This window comes from Pseudoalteromonas sp. NFXS53 (assembly GCF_056629255.1).
In genome coordinates, this window is record NZ_JBWVBR010000003.1 from 354,357 (window position 1) to 373,521 (window position 19,165).

General features: G+C 43.2%; 5 protein-coding genes. 2 read left to right on the forward strand and 3 right to left on the reverse strand.

What is annotated here, in order from left to right; all coding sequences use genetic code 11:
* The first annotated feature begins 36 nt into the window (after positions 1–36).
* A complete protein-coding gene (locus AC1HJP_RS06290; RefSeq protein WP_480361079.1) occupies positions 37–606 on the forward strand; it encodes a hypothetical protein in 570 nt (189 codons plus the stop codon).
* Between the two features lie 68 nt (positions 607–674).
* Entirely contained in the window at positions 675–2,351 is a 1,677-nt protein-coding gene (gene recN, locus AC1HJP_RS06295) for a DNA repair protein RecN (RefSeq protein ID WP_480361080.1), read from the forward strand.
* Between the two features lie 95 nt (positions 2,352–2,446).
* On the opposite strand, the gene AC1HJP_RS06300 is transcribed toward recN, so the two are convergent.
* The 3 genes from AC1HJP_RS06300 to AC1HJP_RS06310 all read right to left on the reverse strand — a co-directional run bounded on the left by AC1HJP_RS06300 (position 2,447) and on the right by AC1HJP_RS06310 (position 19,145).
* Complete coding sequence (locus tag AC1HJP_RS06300) at positions 2,447–3,862, reverse strand: FAD-dependent oxidoreductase (RefSeq protein WP_480361081.1); 1,416 nt, start codon at positions 3,860–3,862, stop codon at positions 2,447–2,449.
* Positions 3,863–3,872: 10 nt separating this feature from the next.
* Positions 3,873–8,330, reverse strand: coding sequence for a glutamate synthase large subunit (gene gltB, locus AC1HJP_RS06305; RefSeq protein ID WP_480361082.1), 4,458 nt, complete (start codon positions 8,328–8,330; stop codon positions 3,873–3,875).
* Between the two features lie 501 nt (positions 8,331–8,831).
* The gene (locus AC1HJP_RS06310; RefSeq protein WP_480361089.1) at positions 8,832–19,145 is read right to left on the reverse strand and encodes an Ig-like domain-containing protein; all 10,314 of its coding nucleotides are present in this window, start codon (positions 19,143–19,145) and stop codon (positions 8,832–8,834) included.
* Positions 19,146–19,165: the final 20 nt, after the last annotated feature.

A 19,165-nucleotide genomic window follows, 5' to 3' on the forward strand; every position in this document is an offset into this window, starting at 1 on the left:
AAAATCGGTACATAACTATCAGGAAGTACACACGTTATGAATTACATTATTATCGCCACAATTGTGCTACTAATCACACTTTTAGGCGTTTATCTTGTTATCGAAAATAATAGAAAAAAAGCAAAAAATGCTGAGAAGCAGGTCTTTAACCAAAGACACAATGAAGTAACACTGCATTTTAAAACTAAAACCTCTGAATTTGTTGCAGCTGGCGCTATACCCTCAAAATACAGTGGCACGATTAACACCATCGTTAATAACTTTTTTGTTGTGCAAGCACATACAGAAGACAATTTAAATCAACTCGAGCGCATCGTTGAGTTGTTTATTTTAACTGTAGGTGAAGAAGTGCATAAGCATCGTGAACAGGACACCATGGATACGTTAAAAGACACCATGACTGCTTTTGCAAAAGAGCTTCCTACAAATGGTGTTGCATATAACAAAGATTTCTACTATGAATCACTGCCTGCCATGATCACTTTGTTAAAAACCGCTGACATTGCAGATGTTGAAAGCCAAGATAAAGATGAAACAGATACAGACACTGACTCAGATCAGAACAATCAAACTGAAGTAAATAAACTCGCTACAGCACAAATTTAATTTCACGCTTGATTTATTATTAACTACTGTATAAATTGACAGTGTAAATACTGTTTGGATATACAGATATGTTGATCAGTCTTGAAATTAGTAACTTCGCAATTGTAAATGATTTAAATATTGAATGGCGTGATGGCATGACAGCCATCACGGGCGAAACTGGTGCGGGTAAATCCATTGCCATAGATGCCCTATCACTTTGCTTAGGTGAAAGAGCGGACGCAGGCGCGATCAGACCGAGTGCAGATCGCGCTCAGATCGTGGCGCAATTCAATATTCAGCAGCTCCCTAAAGCTCAGCAGTTTCTTAAAGAACATATGCTAAATAATGATGAGCATGATTGTATTTTACGTCGAGTCATTAGCCGAAGCGGTCGTAGTAAGAGTTACATAAATGGTGTTTCTGTTACTGCCAGTCAACTTAAAGAGTTAGGCGAATATTTAATCGCTATCCATGGACAACATGCTCACCAATTACTACTAAAAACTGAACATCAACTTCATTTGATTGATGCCTATGCAGGACACATTCACCTACAAACTGCCGTAAAAAATCAATTTCAGCATTACCAGCAATTACAGCGAGAGTATTCAACACTTTTAAAAGAGCAGCAGGCTAAAGCGGCACAACAGCAACTGCTAGAATATCAAGTTGCTGAATTAGATGAGTTTTCGCTTGAAGCTGATGAATTCAAGCAAATTGAAGAAGAGCAATATCGCCTGAGCCACAGCCAAACAATTATTAACACCTGTCAACAGGAGTTAATGGCTTTGTATGAGCAAGATGGCACCACAGTGTTAAGCCAGCTCCAGCATAGTGCACAACAGTTCAATAGTTTAACCAGTGTTGATAGTAGCCTCTCTAACATCGCTCAATTGCTAGAGGAAGCAGTTGTTCAAGTTGAAGAAGCAAGCCGCGAAATTCGAGACTATGCAGACCAAATTGATCAAGACCCGCTCAGATTACAAGAAGTCGAAGATCGTCTATCTAAAATCATGGATCTATCGCGTAAACATCATGTTAGACCTGAAGAGCTTTACGAGCATCATCAATCGTTAAAAGCGCAGTTAGATAATATTAGCTCAGATAACGCCCGTATTGATATTCTAGAACAAGAAATCGCCCAAACACTGTCTGCATACCAACAAGCAGCAATGGCGCTGAGTGATAGCCGAAGCCAGTCGGCTAAAAAGCTACAAAAACTTATTAGTGCGAGCATGGATGATTTAGCCATGAAGCACTGTAAGTTCGCGATTGAATTGCAGCCAAAACCAGAACTTAGACCGAATAGTGAGGGTTTTGATGCCATAGAGTTTTTAGTCTCAACGAACCCAGGTCAACCTTTACAAGCTTTAGCAAAAGTCGCCTCGGGTGGTGAACTATCTCGTATCAGTTTGGCTATTCAAGTAATTATCGCTGAAAAAGTGACGACGCCAACGCTTATTTTCGATGAAGTCGACGTGGGTATTTCTGGCCCAACCGCCTCTCAGGTTGGTAAATTACTTCGTAAGCTTGGAAAGTCGACGCAAGTTATATGTGTTACCCATTTACCGCAAGTCGCGTGTAGTGGTCATCAACAGTTTTTTGTCAGTAAGAAAGTCATCAAAGGGGAAACTTTTACTTCGATGAAGCCATTAGAAGATGCGCATCGTGTTGACGAAATTGCCCGCCTTATCGGTGGTGAATCGATCAGTGAAACCACCCGAGCCAGTGCAAAAGAGTTACTAGCTATTCAAGCAGCATAAGCGAGAAGCGAGAAGCGAGAAGCGAGAAGAAGATAACAAAAAACCCAGTTTTCAAACTGGGTTTTTTTATGGCTAAAGATATTTAATATTGGACTTTAAACTTCTAGATAATCCAAAATACCTTCGGCAGCATTACGACCCTCAAAAATAGCCGTTACAACCAAGTCTGAACCTCGAACTGCGTCTCCGCCGGCAAAGATCTTAGGGTTACTTGTTTGGTGCGTGAAGGCTCCCTGCTCTGGCGCGACAATGCCACCCCAACTGTTAATTTCGACATCGTATTGTGCAAGCCAATCAAGGTTATGTGGTTTAAAACCAAACGCCATGATCACCGCATCAGCATCAAGCACATGCTCTGTGCCAGGTACTTCTTCTGCACGTTGACGACCTGCGGCATCTGGTTCACCTAAGCGGGTTTCGACCATCTTAACACCAACAACTTTGCCTTCGGCATTTAATTCAATGCCTTTTGGCTGAACATTAAACTTAAAGTTCACGCCTTCTTCTCTGGCATTTTTTACTTCGCGAACTGAGCCAGGCATGTTTGATTCATCACGACGATACGCACAGGTTACATGAGCCGCATTTTGGCGAATTGACGTTCGTACACAGTCCATCGCTGTATCACCACCACCTAACACTACAACCTTTTGATTCGCCATGCTGACATAAGGTTGTTGAGCTTCATCGTACCCCATCACTCGGTTTGTATTACCAATTAAGAAAGGTAAAGCGTCATATACGCCCTCAGCATCTTCATTCTCAAGGTTACCGCGCATACTTTGATATGTGCCCACGCCAATGAATACTGCATCATATTCAGCAATGATTTCATCAAGACTGATATCTTTGCCGACTTCTGTATTTAACTTAAACTCAACGCCCATCTCAGTGAAAATTTCACGTCGATTTTCCATCACTGATTTTTCAAGTTTGAAAGATGGAATACCAAATGTCAGTAGACCACCAATTTCAGGGTTACGGTCGAAAACAACCGGTTTAACCCCATTGCGGACTAGAATATCCGCACAACCTAAGCCCGCAGGACCCGCACCGATAATAGCAACTTTCTTGTCGGTCCAAACTACATACGACATGTCCGGCTTCCAGCCTTGAGCAAAGGCTGTATCTGTGATGTATTTTTCGATATTACCGATTGTTACCGCACCAAACTCTTCATTGAGCGTACACGCCCCCTCACATAAACGGTCTTGTGGACACACTCGACCACACACCTCTGGTAAACTGTTGGTACGGTGTGACAGCTCAGCGGCCTCAAAAATACGACCATTACGGATCAACTTTAACCACTGTGGAATATAGTTATGAACCGGGCACTTCCATTCACAATATGGATTACCACAGTCTAAACAACGATCAGACTGAGAATTCACTTGGTTTTGTGAAAATGGCTCGTAAATCTCTACAAATGATTGCTTACGTGATGAGATTGGCTTTTTTCTTGGATCAACACGTTGCACATCGATAAATTGGTAAACATTTTCGCTCATACTCTTCCCCTTACTGCGCCTGTACTCTTAATTCAGCGCTACTGCGAGCACGATGACCTAATAGGCTCTTTACATCACTTGAAATTGGTTTAACTAGTTTGAATTTAGGTAAATACAACTCAAATTCAGCTAGGATCTGTTCTGCTCTAGCAGAGCCTGTAAGCTCTAGATGCTCAGCAATTAAACCTCTCAGGTGCTCTTGATGTGCATTAAGTTCTGACAGCTCAACAATTTCAACCAACTCTGGATTGATACGCTTTTCGAAGTCAGTTTTTTCATCTAGCACATAGGCAAATCCACCCGTCATGCCTGCACCGAAGTTGATACCTACATTACCTAGTACGCAAACAACGCCGCCAGTCATATATTCACAGCCATTGTCACCTAAGCCTTCAACTACTGCTATGACACCTGAGTTTCTAACCCCAAATCGCTCACCTGCTTTACCTGCTGCAAACAACTTACCGCCTGTCGCACCGTATAGACAGGTATTACCCACAATACTTGCTTGATGTGACTCAAAACTAGAACCAACTGGTGGACGAATTACTAGTTTACCGCCAGCCATACCCTTACCGACATAATCGTTAGCATCACCGACTAAAGTCATTTCAAGTCCGCCCGCATTCCAAACACCGAATGATTGACCTGCTGTACCGTGAAGTTCAATCGCAACAGGGTCAGCCGCCATGCCTTGGTTGCCATGTAAATTGGCTATGTAACCAGACAGCATCGCGCCTACCGAACGGTCTGTGTTGTTAATACGATTAACCAATGAAATACCTGATTTGCTCTCAATCGCAGCTTGTGCTTTTGATAACAGCAGTTCATTTAGCTCGCCTTTGTAATGAGAGGTATTCGCTGCTGAGCAATATAAAGTCTCATTGGTTGGGTTATTCGGCTTGGCTAACAGACCTGATAAATCAAGCTTGCTTTGCTTGCTCGTCTTGCCTTCGATCATTTCTAGTAAATCAGTGCGGCCAATTAAATCGACTAAACGAGTTACCCCCAGTTGCGCCATGATTTCACGGGCTTCTTGGGCTATAAACTTGAAGTAGTTCATCGCCATCTCAGGTAATCCATGATAGTGCTTCTGACGAAGTGTATCGTCTTGAGTAGCAACACCTGTTGCACAGTTATTTAAGTGACAAATACGTAGATATTTACAGCCAAGCGCGACCATAGGACCAGTACCAAAGCCAAAGCTTTCTGCACCTAAGATAGCTGCTTTAATGATGTCTAACCCTGTTTTAAGACCGCCGTCTGTTTGCAGACGAATGCGGTGACGAAGGCCATTTTCGACCAAGGCTTGCTGAGTTTCAGCAAGGCCTAGCTCCCAAGGGCTTCCGGCATATTTAACAGATGTCAGTGGACTTGCCCCTGTGCCACCGTCATAACCTGCAATCGTAATTAAATCAGCATACGCTTTGGCAACACCCGTTGCGATTGTGCCTACACCTGGCTCAGATACTAACTTAACTGAGATCATCGCCTCTGGATTAACTTGCTTTAAGTCAAAAATAAGCTGAGCTAAATCCTCAATTGAATAAATATCATGATGTGGTGGTGGCGAAATTAGCGTCACACCCGGTACCGAGTAACGCAATTTAGCAATATAAGGCGTTACCTTTTCACCCGGCAGTTGTCCACCTTCACCAGGCTTTGCACCCTGTGCAACTTTGATCTGAATAACATCGGCATTTCTTAAATAATGCGGAGTAACACCGAAACGCCCCGATGCAACTTGCTTAATGCGAGAGTTTTTCTCAGTACCAAAGCGCAGTTTATCTTCACCGCCCTCACCGGAGTTCGAGCAACCACCTAAACGGTTCATGGCAATTGCCAGCGCTTCATGGGCTTCTGGTGATAATGCACCAATACTCATGGCCGCTGAGTCAAAACGCTTATAAAGCTCTGTTGCAGGCTCTACATCATCAAGGTTGACAGGTGATACGTCTGACTTAAGCGCCAATAGATCTCGAATGTTTGTCACTGGACGATTATTAACAAGATCCGCGTATTTTAGATAATCTTGATACTCACCAGACTTAACCGCAACCTGTAGTGTTTGTACTACATCAGGGTTATAAGCGTGGTACTCACCACCGTGAACAAATTTTAATAAGCCACCATGAGACAATAACTTACGCTTACTAAATGCGAGCTTATGAAGTTGCGCTTGTTCATAAGCAAACTCTTCAAAATCTGCACCCTTAATACGGTTCGCAACGCCTTTAAAACACATTTCAACAATGTCATCTGATAGGCCCACAGCTTCAAATAGCATAGAGCAACGATATGACGCTACCGTGCTGATCCCCATCTTAGACATGATCTTGAATAGACCCTTATTGATGGCATTACGATAAGCCAGCGTCACCTCGCGGTAGGTTTTATCAATCACTTTACTGTCACACATGGCGACCAGTGTCTCGTATGTCAAATATGGGTAGATCGCCGTCGCACCAAATCCTAATAACACGGCAAACTGATGCGGATCTCTGGCACTGCCAGTTTCAACTATGATGTTGGCATCACAGCGTAAATTAGTATTTATCAAACGCTGTTGTACTGCGCCCACAGCCATAGCTGCAGGAATTGGTAACATGTCTTTGCTGATATTTCTGTCACTCAAAACCAGCATGACACAGCCAGAACGCGCTTTTTGTTCAGCCTCGTCACACACTCGCTCTAACGCTGACTTTAAAGACTCAGTTTTGTCATAGTTCAGCTGAATTTTGCAGGCACAGTAGTGCTCATCATCTGCATTCACTAATTGCTGCATATCAGAGAATGTGAGTACAGGTGAGGCAAACTGAAGACGCTTAGCATGGCCTGTAGTTTCATTGAAGACGTTCTGCTCACGGCCGATACAGGTCGCCAATGACATCACGTGATTCTCACGAAGTGGGTCGATCGGTGGGTTGGTCACTTGCGCGAATTTTTGACGGAAGTAATCGTACAAAGAGCGATGGCCTTCAGACAACACAGCGAATGGGGTGTCGTCACCCATTGAGCCTGTTGCCTCTTGCCCATTTTGTCCCATTACTCGAATGACGTTGTCTAATTCTTCATTGCTGTATCCGAATAGCTTTTGATACGTCAGCAATAATTCATCGTCAAAATCGCGTACACCCGCATCCTCTTCTGACAAATCTTCAAAAGGCGTAAGACGTTTGACATTTTGCTCAAGCCAAGTTTTATAAGGATGACGTGATTTCAAGTCTTGATCGATTTCATCAGACTGCCAAATCTTGCCATGAAGGGTGTCGATAACCAGCAATTCCCCCGGACCAACACGGCCTTTTTCAACCACCTCATCGGCAGTGTAATCCCAAATACCGACTTCAGATGCAAGCGTGATAAACCCATCTTGGGTGATCACGTAACGCGCTGGACGTAGACCATTTCTGTCTAGGTTACACGCCGCAAATCGACCATCTGACATAACAATACCCGCGGGGCCATCCCAGGGTTCCATATGCATAGAGTTAAAATCGTAGAAGGCACGTAAATCATCGTCCATAGCTCGGTTTTTTTGCCATGCAGGCGGCACAAGCATGCGCATAGCACGGAAAATATCCATACCACCGGCAAGGAATAATTCAAGAATGTTATCTAGGCTTGATGAATCTGAACCTTCTTCATTTACAAATGGCGCGGCCGTTTGTAAATCAGGTAACAATGGTGAAGAAAACTTATAAGCACGCGCTCTCGCCCACTGGCGGTTACCAGCAATGGTATTTATCTCACCATTATGCGCCAAGTATCTAAATGGCTGAGCTAACGGCCATCGTGGCTGCGTGTTCGTAGAAAAGCGTTGGTGGAAAACACAGATAGCACTTTTCATGCGCATATCTGCCAAATCTAAATAAAAGTTTGGCAGGTCCACTGGCATCATTAAGCCTTTGTAAACCGTTACCAAACCTGAGAGACTCGAGATATAGAACTGGTCGTCTTCAACTAAGCGCTTCTCAATTCGACGTCTTGCAATGTATAAGCGACGCTCAAGATCTTTTGGACGCCAACCCTCAGGAGCAGATACAAACACCTGCTCAAATTTAGGTAGTTGCTTTAAGGCGATAGGTCCTAACATACCTGGTTCAGTAGGCACGACTCGCCAGCCAACGAGCGTTAACGTTTCTTTTTCTAATTCTTCGTTAATCACTTTGCGGGCTTGAGATGCAAGCGTTTCGTCAGCATTCAAGAACAACATACCGACTGCGTAATTTTTACCTAAATGCCAACCGTTTTCAGTGGCAATGGCTCTAAAGAAGCTATCTGGTTTTTGCAGTAATAAACCACAGCCATCACCGGTTTTGCCATCTGATGCAATACCACCACGGTGTTGCATTCGGTCTAACCCCGTAATTGCATTGCGGATCAGTTTATGACTTGCTTGCCCGTTTATCTGAGCAATTAAACCAAAGCCACAATTATCTTTTTCTAACTTAGAGTCATATAGCATGCACCCCTCCCCTGCTACATCTATGGTCGGAAATGAACAAGACGATTGTTCCGACAGATATTCAAAACTAGCTTTGTTTTAAAATAGAGTCAACAAAATTATGAATAGATATTCATTAACTTGAATATTTCTCATTGGTCTGACAAATTCCCCAAGAGAAGCAAAAAACAACAAAAATGTTAAAACATGTCAATCAAAAAACAAATGACACCGGTGACATTTTAAAAAACATTTAATAAAGGTGATGTAGTGTTACTTAAACCAGCGACTTTACGTTTACGTAAACTGAAAATTAACAGAATAAATATTCACAATAAGTGGCATTAATAGATATTTATAAAGAGGTAAATATTTTCTGGTGAAACTGAATCAAATCGAGCTTTGTATCACTAATCGATTAAAGCATCATGCTTATGGAAAATTATTAAAACTGGCTAGATTAATACAGACAATAAAAAGCCTTACATTTGTAAGGCTTTTTATTGGTTTAACACTCAGTTGCTAGAAGCGATACGATAATCCGAGCTGAAGATCTGAGACAGGCTCTGGCTCTAGATTAAAGTGACTGTAATCAAGTTGGATGCTTAGAGAGTCAGTCAATTCATAGCTCAACCCAATACCATAATATAAGTCTGTGCCATTCATCTCGCTTTTTATAAGTTGGTTGTCTCTTACGCTTTCTACTGTGTATTGCCATTTATAAGCACCTAAGAAAGCGCCTACTCGAGCATGACCAAAGGTTAAGAAATTATATTTGGCTTGAAGTGCAAACCCTTCAGAAAAACTCGGCACTTGTTCAGCGACTCTCTGGTGGACTGAATCCGGCGTTAGAGACTCCCCTTTAAAAGAGACTCTTCCTTGCCCTAAGTCGATATAGCGTAATGAAGTAGACCAATCGGAAGTAAGTTGATAATAGACGCCAGCTGACCAACTATTACTGCTGTCATCAACCATGACCTCTGTGATGCCATCTACGTTTGTCATTGAATAATCAGCTTTAGCTTGCCCTACTCCAGCTTCTATTCCCCAATCAGATGCCATCGTTTCAGAACTAATTAAACAACTAGATGTAATTATCGCAAAGCTTGGAAGTAATGCCTTCCTTCTTCTCATTAATAAAATTGAAATCATTATGATAACTGCCCCTCCTAGGCTACCTGATGATTTGTTTTCAATGGCGACACTTTGGTGGGCTGCGACAGTAACGCGCGCCTCACCTTGAGAAACTGCACCTTTACTGTCTTTTAAGCTGTACTTAATAACATCAATACCATTAAAACCAATTTTTGGCACGTACGTCAGTGTACCGTTGAGGTTAACCTGTGCTTCACCATGTTGAGCAGTTGCACTGACAAGCGTTAACTCATCTCCATCTTTATCTGTGTCATTTGCTAAAACATCTATAGTGATGCTTGCTTTATCATTTGTACTTGCAATATCAAGCACTGCGGTGGGCGCATTATTGACAATCAAGTTCACTGTTGCAGTGCTATTAGACGTACCGCCTTTACCATCTGAAATACTGTATTGGATAATTGCTTGACCAATCAAGTCAGTTGGAGGCGTGTAAACCAGCTTATTATCTTCAATAATCACAGAGCCGAAATCGACGCTCGCTCCAGTGATTGTTAGCATATCATTATCAGCATCACTGTCATTATTTAATACATCAATGATAATTGCTTCACCTGAGCGAATTGTTACTTCATCAGACTGAGCTTGTGGTAAGTTATTGCTGGTTTTAGGTACTGCAATACCACCTGGATCAACCACAGCTCTGTTAGCAAGACCGTCATCATCGTTTGGTCCACCGTCAACAATCTGCAATTGCACACACCAGTCACCTTCAGTTAGATCCTCAGTCCACTCATTACTTCCTGGAGGAGGACAATAACCCGGCTCACCCGTTGCTGAAAGAATTTGGTTGCCATTGCCACTGACAAAATCAATCCACTCATCCGCCTTTAATTTACGGTAAACAGCGTTGAGTGGTATTGGTCTTCTTTGCGGAATTACAATGCTGTACGTATCACCAGCTTGCGGTAAGCCAGTTGCAATAAAGTCAAATAAGCCACCTATATTGATTGCACTTTCGTCACCTGGCAGTTCATTCTCTAGCAGTTGTACACCGCCTGTACTGTTTTGAGCAACGGTTGCACCTTTACGTAAACAAACTCCCGGTTCACCTTCTACTAAGAATTGGCTTGACTCTGTCGCCTGCTCTTGCATCACATTACAGTCAGTAATGGCATCTTGGAAATCAGGAATACCATCACCATCCGAGTCAGCATAACCTTCTTGATCATCTGGTATAAGGTCTCCGTCTGTATCTTCCTGAGTCAGTGTCTGAAGTTCAGCCACAACCTCGAGATAAACCTCACTTACAGAAGAAAGACTTGGATCAGCATCATCTGTTGCTGTCACGGTTAATTGATAGATACCTTCAGCTAATTCAGACGTGCTGAAAATAAAGGTATTTTGCTCTGTGCTCAGGTTAGTAAGCTCACTGCCTTCTTCATTCCACGCAAGAGAAACATTATCTTGTGGATTCGCATCTTTAGCGGTCGCTGTCACCGTCACCAAATCATCATTAATCGTTAACAATGAACGGACTTCACCGGCTTGAACAACTTCAGTTGTGACGGTCGGTGCAACATTCTCCTCGACTATGGTCACTGTAGTAGATGATTTAGCCCCTTTATTTAACGCATCGCCAAGCGTAATAATAATACTTTCATTACCTTCAACCTCACTGTCAGCGAACACGTTAAAACTAATTTGCGCTGAAGTACCTGACTCTATCGATATTTGGCCATCGACCAAATCATGATCTGTACCATTTGCGGTACCAGAAACAGTATAAGGCACTGTCACAGGATAACTCGGTGCAGGACCATTTAGGAAGACACTCACAGTGTGGTTTTGATCTTCAGCTACATCACTGTTTTTCTCTAATGAAACAAGCGGATTCACAAACACATTTTGAGTCGCGATTGATTGCAGCCCTTGACTGTCTGTTGCCTGCCAGTAAACAAAGTGAGCACCAGGCGCGAATAGTGTTGTCCCATCAACCAAAGACACTGCGATACTGTTCCCATTGCTGTCTGTCGCTGTGGCTGTTCCTAATGCAACTTTTGTGAATAAACCAGTCGCATTGGCTGTTACATCAGCCGGTACTGAAACCACTGGTAGTGTATTGGCCGGTGCTGAATTTATTTGCAATTGAGCTGTGGCTTTACTGCGTGCTTTTTGGCTGTCCTCAATTAAGTAATCAATCACGATTAAGCCTTGCGTCTCAGCTTCAGCTTGATATGACAGCTCGCTATCAACAATAGAAACCGCCCCCACCGAAGCTTTAGCACCAATTATCGTCAGCACATCACCTTCATCGGCATCCGTGTCATTGGCCAATACATCAAGCGTATACGTGTTGTTAGCCTGCGACTCGAAGATAAAGCTATCATTCACTGCAAGTGGCAAATCATTCACCGCATTAACTGTGATATTCACTTCGCCTACCGAAGAGTCTAAGCTACCGTCATTCGCGATATAGCTGAAACTATCTAAGCCGTTGAAATTACGCAATGGTGTATAAGTGAATGTGCTGCCTTGAAGCACCAATGTACCGCTGACAGGCTGACGTGATATCGATATAGTCACCATATCACCATCCTCATCGGATGTATCAGCCGTGAAGCTAGTTGTACCATCTTCATTCATCGATATCGCCATGTCATTGGCCACTGGCTGATTATTCACAAACTGAACTTCAATATCGAAGGAATTTAATGCAGCTTGAGCGTCACCATCACTGACACTTACTACAATGTTGCTGTAATCTCCTTCATCTTCTCTGCTTGGTGTACCTGATAATGTACCTGTTGCGGTGTCAAATTCAGCCCAAGCAGGTTGATTGCTGATTGAAAATGTAAGTGTGTCATTTTCTACATCTGTTGCTTGTGGCGTAAAGCTGTATAAATTATTGTGAACAACTGTTGTTTCTGGTGAGCCAGAGATGACAGGCGTATCATTCACAGCATTTATCGTTAGCGTGACCGTTGCAATATTTGAGTCTAAAACTCCATCATTTGCCATAAAGCTGAAACTATCAGAGCCATTGAAGTTTGCATTTGGTGTGTAAAGCCAAGTGGTCTCTGTTTGTTGCTCTAACGTTCCAGAAGCCACATCCGATACAATACTGTAAGTTAGTGCATCAGCATCAATATCTGTTCCGCTGAGTGTAACTAACAGAGTATCATCTTCATTCAGGCTTAATGCTTGCGCCTCGACTTCTGGGGCATCATTTATAGGTGTGACGCTTAATAAAACTGTCGCTTCATTAGATACTGCACCAGCTTGGTCTTTTACCGTATAAGTAAAGCTATCATCGCCGAAATAATTGGTATTTGCAGTATAAATGATAGTACCTTCAGCTGTGACTTCTACCTGACCGTTTTGGGGAGCACTGACAACTGTCACGCTACTTACATCAAAACTGTCTCCTTCATCCACATCCGTGTCATTACCCAGAACATTGATTTCGAAAGCACCTTCTTCTTGCAATTCAACACTGTTATCAACGGCAACAGGTGCATCATTGACTGGAGTTAGTGTTACAGTGACTGTTGCAGGCAGCGAAGTTAGACCTTCGCTATCTGTCAGTGTGTAAGTGAAACTAAAGGTGCCCGTTTGATCTTGGTTTGGTACTATTTCTAGTCTGCCGTCAGCCAAAGCTGAAACACTGGCTTTAGAATATATACCTGAACCATTGCCCTGATCTTCCAAGGTAATATTTGCACCATTGAAGCCCTGATCTTCCACGTCAGAGTCATTCGAAAGGATATTTAACGTAACGGTCACATCTTCATCAGTCGTAACCGAGTCATCACCTACCATTGGACGGTCATTGATTGCGCCAATGTTTACGCTCACCGTTGCAGGAGAAGAAACTAACCCTTCATTATCAGCAATCGTATAAGTGAAGCTATCTTCACCGACTTCGTCAGAGTTTGGCGTATAAACCACTGTGCCAGCATCTTGGTCAAACACAACAGAGCCAATATTTGGCGCACTCACTAATGTTATAGTCCCTGTCGGTATGCCCTCTTCAACATCTGTAGCTGCTGCTCGAATATCAAGTGCAGTAGAAGTTGTATCTTCATCAGTACTTATGGTCAGATTTGCAGCCACTGGTGCATCATTAATAGGTGTTATCGTCACAACGACTGCTGCCTGCTCAGATACATTTAATCCTGTGTCAGCGACCGTATATGTAAAGCTATCTTGGCCATTTTCATTGCTAGAAGGCGTGTAAGTCGCAATACCATTAACAATACTCACTGTGCCTTTAGTTGGTTTAGTGACAACGACCGTCGATGCTGCGTTCATATCACCTTCGGCATCGCTATCGTTTTCCAGTAAATCTATCTGAACAGCAGTATCTTCATTGGTCGTGGCGCTGTCATCCTGAGTAATTGGCGCGTCCGCAACAGGATTAATAGTCAGTGAAACAGTATGGGCACCTGAGCTCGCATTTTGCGTGTCAGTCACTTCGAAGGTAAAGCTATCACTAGTACTTTCACCGCCATCATGTTGATAGCTGAAGCTTCCGTCAGTATTTAGTGTTAATTCGCCATACTGTGGTTGAGTAATCGCAGTGACCGAAAGACTATCATTACTGTCTAAGTCATCATCATTTGCGGTGCTTAATAAGCCCAAAATTTCGGTAACGGTTAACAACTGGCCTTCATCAAGATTAAACGTGTAGTCTTGAGCTGTTGGCGCATCATTGGTATTTATCACCTCAAGGTTAAAGGCATTCAATGATTGGGAAACCGTGCCATCACTTACGGTGATGACTATCTGCTCTTGCGACCCCACATTGGCATCTGTAGGAGTACCAGATAAAACGCCCGTTGTAGTATCAAAGTTAGCCCAACTCGGTTTATTGTTGATAGAGAAAGTTAGCACGTCACCTACATCTACGTCTGATGCAGAAGGTGTAAAGCTGTAAAGCGAATCCTCATTCACACTTGTTGCAGGTGTTCCGCTTATAACAGGCGCGTCATTGGTGTTGAGCACGCTTAAAGAGAAAGCATCTAACGAAACCGAAACTGCACCATCGCTGACTGAAATGACGATATCATTACTACTACCCACATCTGCGTTGACAGGTGTACCTGATAGTGTGCCTGTTTGCGTATCAAAACTTGCCCAAGTAGGCTTATTCGAAATGCTGAATATTAGGCTATCTCCATCAATATCTGATGCCGAAGGTGTGAAGCTGTATGCAGTGTCTTCATTTACAGAAGTGCTTGGCGTCCCAGCAATTAACGGTGCGTCATTGACATTAATCACGGTAACGTTAAATGCATCGAGACTAACTTCTTCGGTCCCATCACTCACGCTTATAACAATACCTTGATAAACACCCACATCACTATTACCCGGCGTACCACTGATAACTCCTGTTGAGGTTGAGAAACTAGCCCATGAAGGTAAGTTTGTTACACTGAAAGTGAGGGTCTCACCCACATCCACATCAGATGCAGTTGGCACAAAACTATAAGCTGTATCTTCATCGATACTGCTAGATGGTATGCCTGATATCACTGGCGTATCATTAGTATTAACCACCGTGATAGAGAATGGTGTAAGTTCAGTGGTTTCTGTACCATCGTTAACACTAATAGTAATGTCTGAAGTCGTGCCTACATGATCGTTTTCAGGCGTACCAGAAAGCGTACCTGTTTGAGAATCGAAGTTTGCCCAACTAGGTTGATTCGTGATACTGAATGTCAGTGTATCCTCAGAATCAACATCGTTTGCTGTAGGCGTGAAACTGTACGTGGTGTCTTCATCAACACTGCTTGCAGGTGTGCCCGATATCGTTGGGGCATCATTTGTGTTAACCACTGTGATATCAAACGATGACAAGCTGGCAGTTTCAGTGCCATCAGTAACACTGATTTCAACTCCTTGATAAGTACCGACATCATCATTAGATGGCGTGCCTGATAAAGTACCAGTACTGGTATCAAAACTTGCCCATTGAGGCATATTTTGAATACTAAATGTAAGGGTGTCGCCATCTACATCACTAGATGTTGGCGTAAAGCTATAAGTGCTATCTTCATCTACTGTCGTAGCCGGTGAACCAGAAATAACCGGTGTGTCATTCACCGGAGTGACTGTCATAGTAACAGTAGCTTCATTAGACACCGCCCCCGCCGCATCCGACACTGTATAAGTAAATGTGTCTTCACCTGCAAAGTTTTCGTTTGGTGTATAAACAATCGCACCTGCGGAAGTGATCTGAGTTTGACCACTGCTTGGCGCTTGAACAACCGTCACACTTGAGGCATTAAAGCTATCGTTTTCATCAACATCAGTATCATTACCTAATACGTTGACTTCAAACGAGCCTTCTTCTGCCACTTCAGCAGTGTTTGCGACTGCCACTGGCGCATCATTGACAGGTGTCAAAGTAACTGTAACTGTTGCAGGATCAGACGTTAAACCTTCACTGTCAGTTAAGGTATAAGTGAAGCTAAACGATCCATTTTCATCTTGCTTAGGTGAAATCTGCAGACGACCGTCTGTTAGAATACTGACATCCGCTTTGGTATAAGTTCCAGCACCACTACCTTGATCTTCAAGAGTGATATTTGCACCATTAAAGCCCTGATCCTCAACATCAGAATCATTATCAAGAACAGATAAAGTCACATTCACATCTTCATCAGTGGTAACACTGTCATTGGCAACAATTGGTTTGTCATTCACTGCGCCTATTGTTACTGACACAGTGGCAGGCTCTGAAGTGCTGCCCTCACTGTCTGTAATTGTATAAGTAAAAGTATCTGAGCCAGTTTCATTCGCATTAGGTGTATAAACCAAAGTGCCTGCATTTTGATCAATCGCCACACTGCCTTTAGATGGTTGAGAAGCGAGGGTAATATCGCCTGAAGGTGTGCCGTCTTCAACATCACTTGAGTTAGCGCGAACCGCAATTGCATCACTAACGTTGTCTTCATCAATTGAAGTCGTAAAGTTTTGCACTGTGGGTTGGTCGTTGACCGCCGTAATTGTAATGTTCACGGTAGCTTCGGCCGATGTATTCAACGCAGCATCTTTCACAGTATAAGTGAAAGAGTCTTGCCCATTTTCATTTACATTCGGCGTATAAGTCACTATACCATTTGCAATACTGACCGAACCTTTACTTGGTTGAGTAACAATTGCTGCAGATGAAGCCACCATATCATTTTCAGGATCGCTGTCGTTACTTAACACATTAAAAGTAGCAGTCTCATCTTCATTGGTTGTTTGCGTATCGTTCACCGCTGTAGGTGCATCAGCCACCGGGGTGATCGTTAACGTTACAGTTTGAGTGGATGATGTAGCATTACTGCTATCAACAACTTGATAAGTAAAGCTATCGCTGTGATTTTCGCTGCCATCATGGATATAAGTGAAGCTACCATCTGTGTTCAATGTTAATTGACCGAACTGGGGCTGGCTTACAGCATTCGCTGTTAAGGTGTCTCCGCTATCTGTATCGTCATCAGAAGCTGTGCTTAACACACCATTAGCCGATGTGACAGTCAATGTCGCCTCTTCGTTCAACGTGAAGCTAAAGCCCTGTCCTACCGGAGCATCATTGGTGTTTATCACTTCAATGCTAAATGCTGTAAGATCCGCCGAGTCAGTGCCATCGTTTACCGTTATAGTGATGTCAGGTGAAGTACCAACATCACCATCAGTTGGAGTCCCGCTAAGTGTTCCCGTCGTGGTGCTGAATTCTGCCCAGTCTGGTTTGTTAACTATACTGTATGTGTGTGTATCACCCTCATCTGAATCCGTAAGGGTAGGTGTAAAGCTATAGGCCTGATCTTCGTTAACGGTTGTTGCCGGTGAGCCAGATAGCTCTGGGACTACATTGTACTTTTTAGTCACTGTTGCGGTAATTGCGTCTGCTGCATTACCCGCAGAGTCGGTAACAACAACAGAAAGTGTTAATGTTCCTTCACCTAGACTAGTAACATCTACATTTTCTATAGATGCAGTCGTACCAGAAATAGTCGTTGAACTTTGACTTGATAAAGTACTGGTGCCATCTGAAATAGAATAAGTAAATGAGCCTGAGCTTTCTAAACCAGTTAAACTAAAGCTCAATGCAGACTCATTCCCTTTATTAATAACACTTTGATCAATTGATACTGATTGCCCTGATGGTGCTTTTGTATCAATTGTAATATCAAGTTGAGTTGCAGCGGTGTTGGTATTACCTGCTTCATCAGTAAAAACACCCGCTAAGATATTCAACGTCGCTGTTGCTTCACTATTTTCTGAAGGTGTAAATGTTGCAGTGTAGTTTGTGCCGCTACCAGCAAAATTAGTTAGGCTACCACTCGTTACAGTAATATCGGTTTCAACAAAGTCGGAACTTGATTCACTTAATGTAATTGAAATTTCAGTAGTTTCACCCGATTTGAGTGTTGATTGAGCTGAGGTGAACCCTGACACTGAAGGTTTTATCGAATCTAATGAAGCTGTATCAGATACACTCTCACCAACATTTCCTGCAGCATCCGTTAGAGAAACGGTTAATGTCAGAGTACCATCATTTAAGCTACTTAAGTCAATATTGCTCACAGTATCAGTAACTGTAGCAACACTACCACTACCAGTTACACTGGTACCTCCACCATCGCTAGAAACGGTATATGAATACGATGAACCGACTTCAGCACCAGAAAATTGGAATGCCACCGCCATTTTCTCATCATTAGAATAACTATCATCATCGAATGACACGCTATAATCACTTGGCTTAAGCGTATCAACTGAGATAGAAACTTGCGTCGCTGCGGTATTATTGTTACCTGCACTGTCGGTAAACGCACCAGCGGCTATATCTAAAGTCGCTGTCCCTTCAAAATCTGTGCTCGGGGTAAAGGTCGCTGTATAGCTTGTACCACTGCCTGAGAAGTTCGATAAGCTACCGTTACTAACAGTGACATCACTTGCTATGAAATTCGTACTCGATTCACTCATTGTCATGGTGATATCGGTGGTTTCTCCAACCTTAACACTGCTCGCTGATGAGCTGAATGTTGATAAGCTCGGACTCGTCGCATCTAATGTGCTGGTATTGGTTACAGCTGTCGCCGCATTACCAGCAGTATCTGTGACCACTACGCTGAGCGTTAATGTGCCATCGTTCAGGGCACTTAAATCTATATTGCTGATGGTGTCTGATGCCGTCGATAGTGTGCCTGTACCTGTCACATTCGTACCGCCGCCATCGCTTGAAATGGTATAGCTATAACTGGCGCCCACTTCTGCACCGCTGAAGCTAAATGATGCCGCGGTTTTTTCTGAATTCGAATACACACTATCTGCAAACGCAACACTGTGTCCTGTCGGTGCGACATTATCCAGTGTTATTGTCTTGCTGGCATTACCTGAGGTATTCCCCGCACTGTCTGTTTGCGATACCGTGACTGTCAACGTGCCATTGTTCAGTGTACTGATATCTACTTCACTACCACTGATTGACCAACTGCCATCCGAGTTAGCCGTGGTTGATGCAGTTACGCCTCCTACACTCACTGATACTGTCGCACCAGACTCTGCACCTGTGCCTGCTATTAGCACATCATTGTCTTCTGACGCATTGACTACGCCGTCCCCTTCGATTGGGGTGGTAATTGTCGGTGCATCTGGCGCTGAGGTATCAACCGTTATACTGATTTGCGTCGCTGCGGTATTATTGTTACCTGCACTGTCGGTAAACGCACCAGCGGCTATATCTAAAGTCGCTGTCCCTT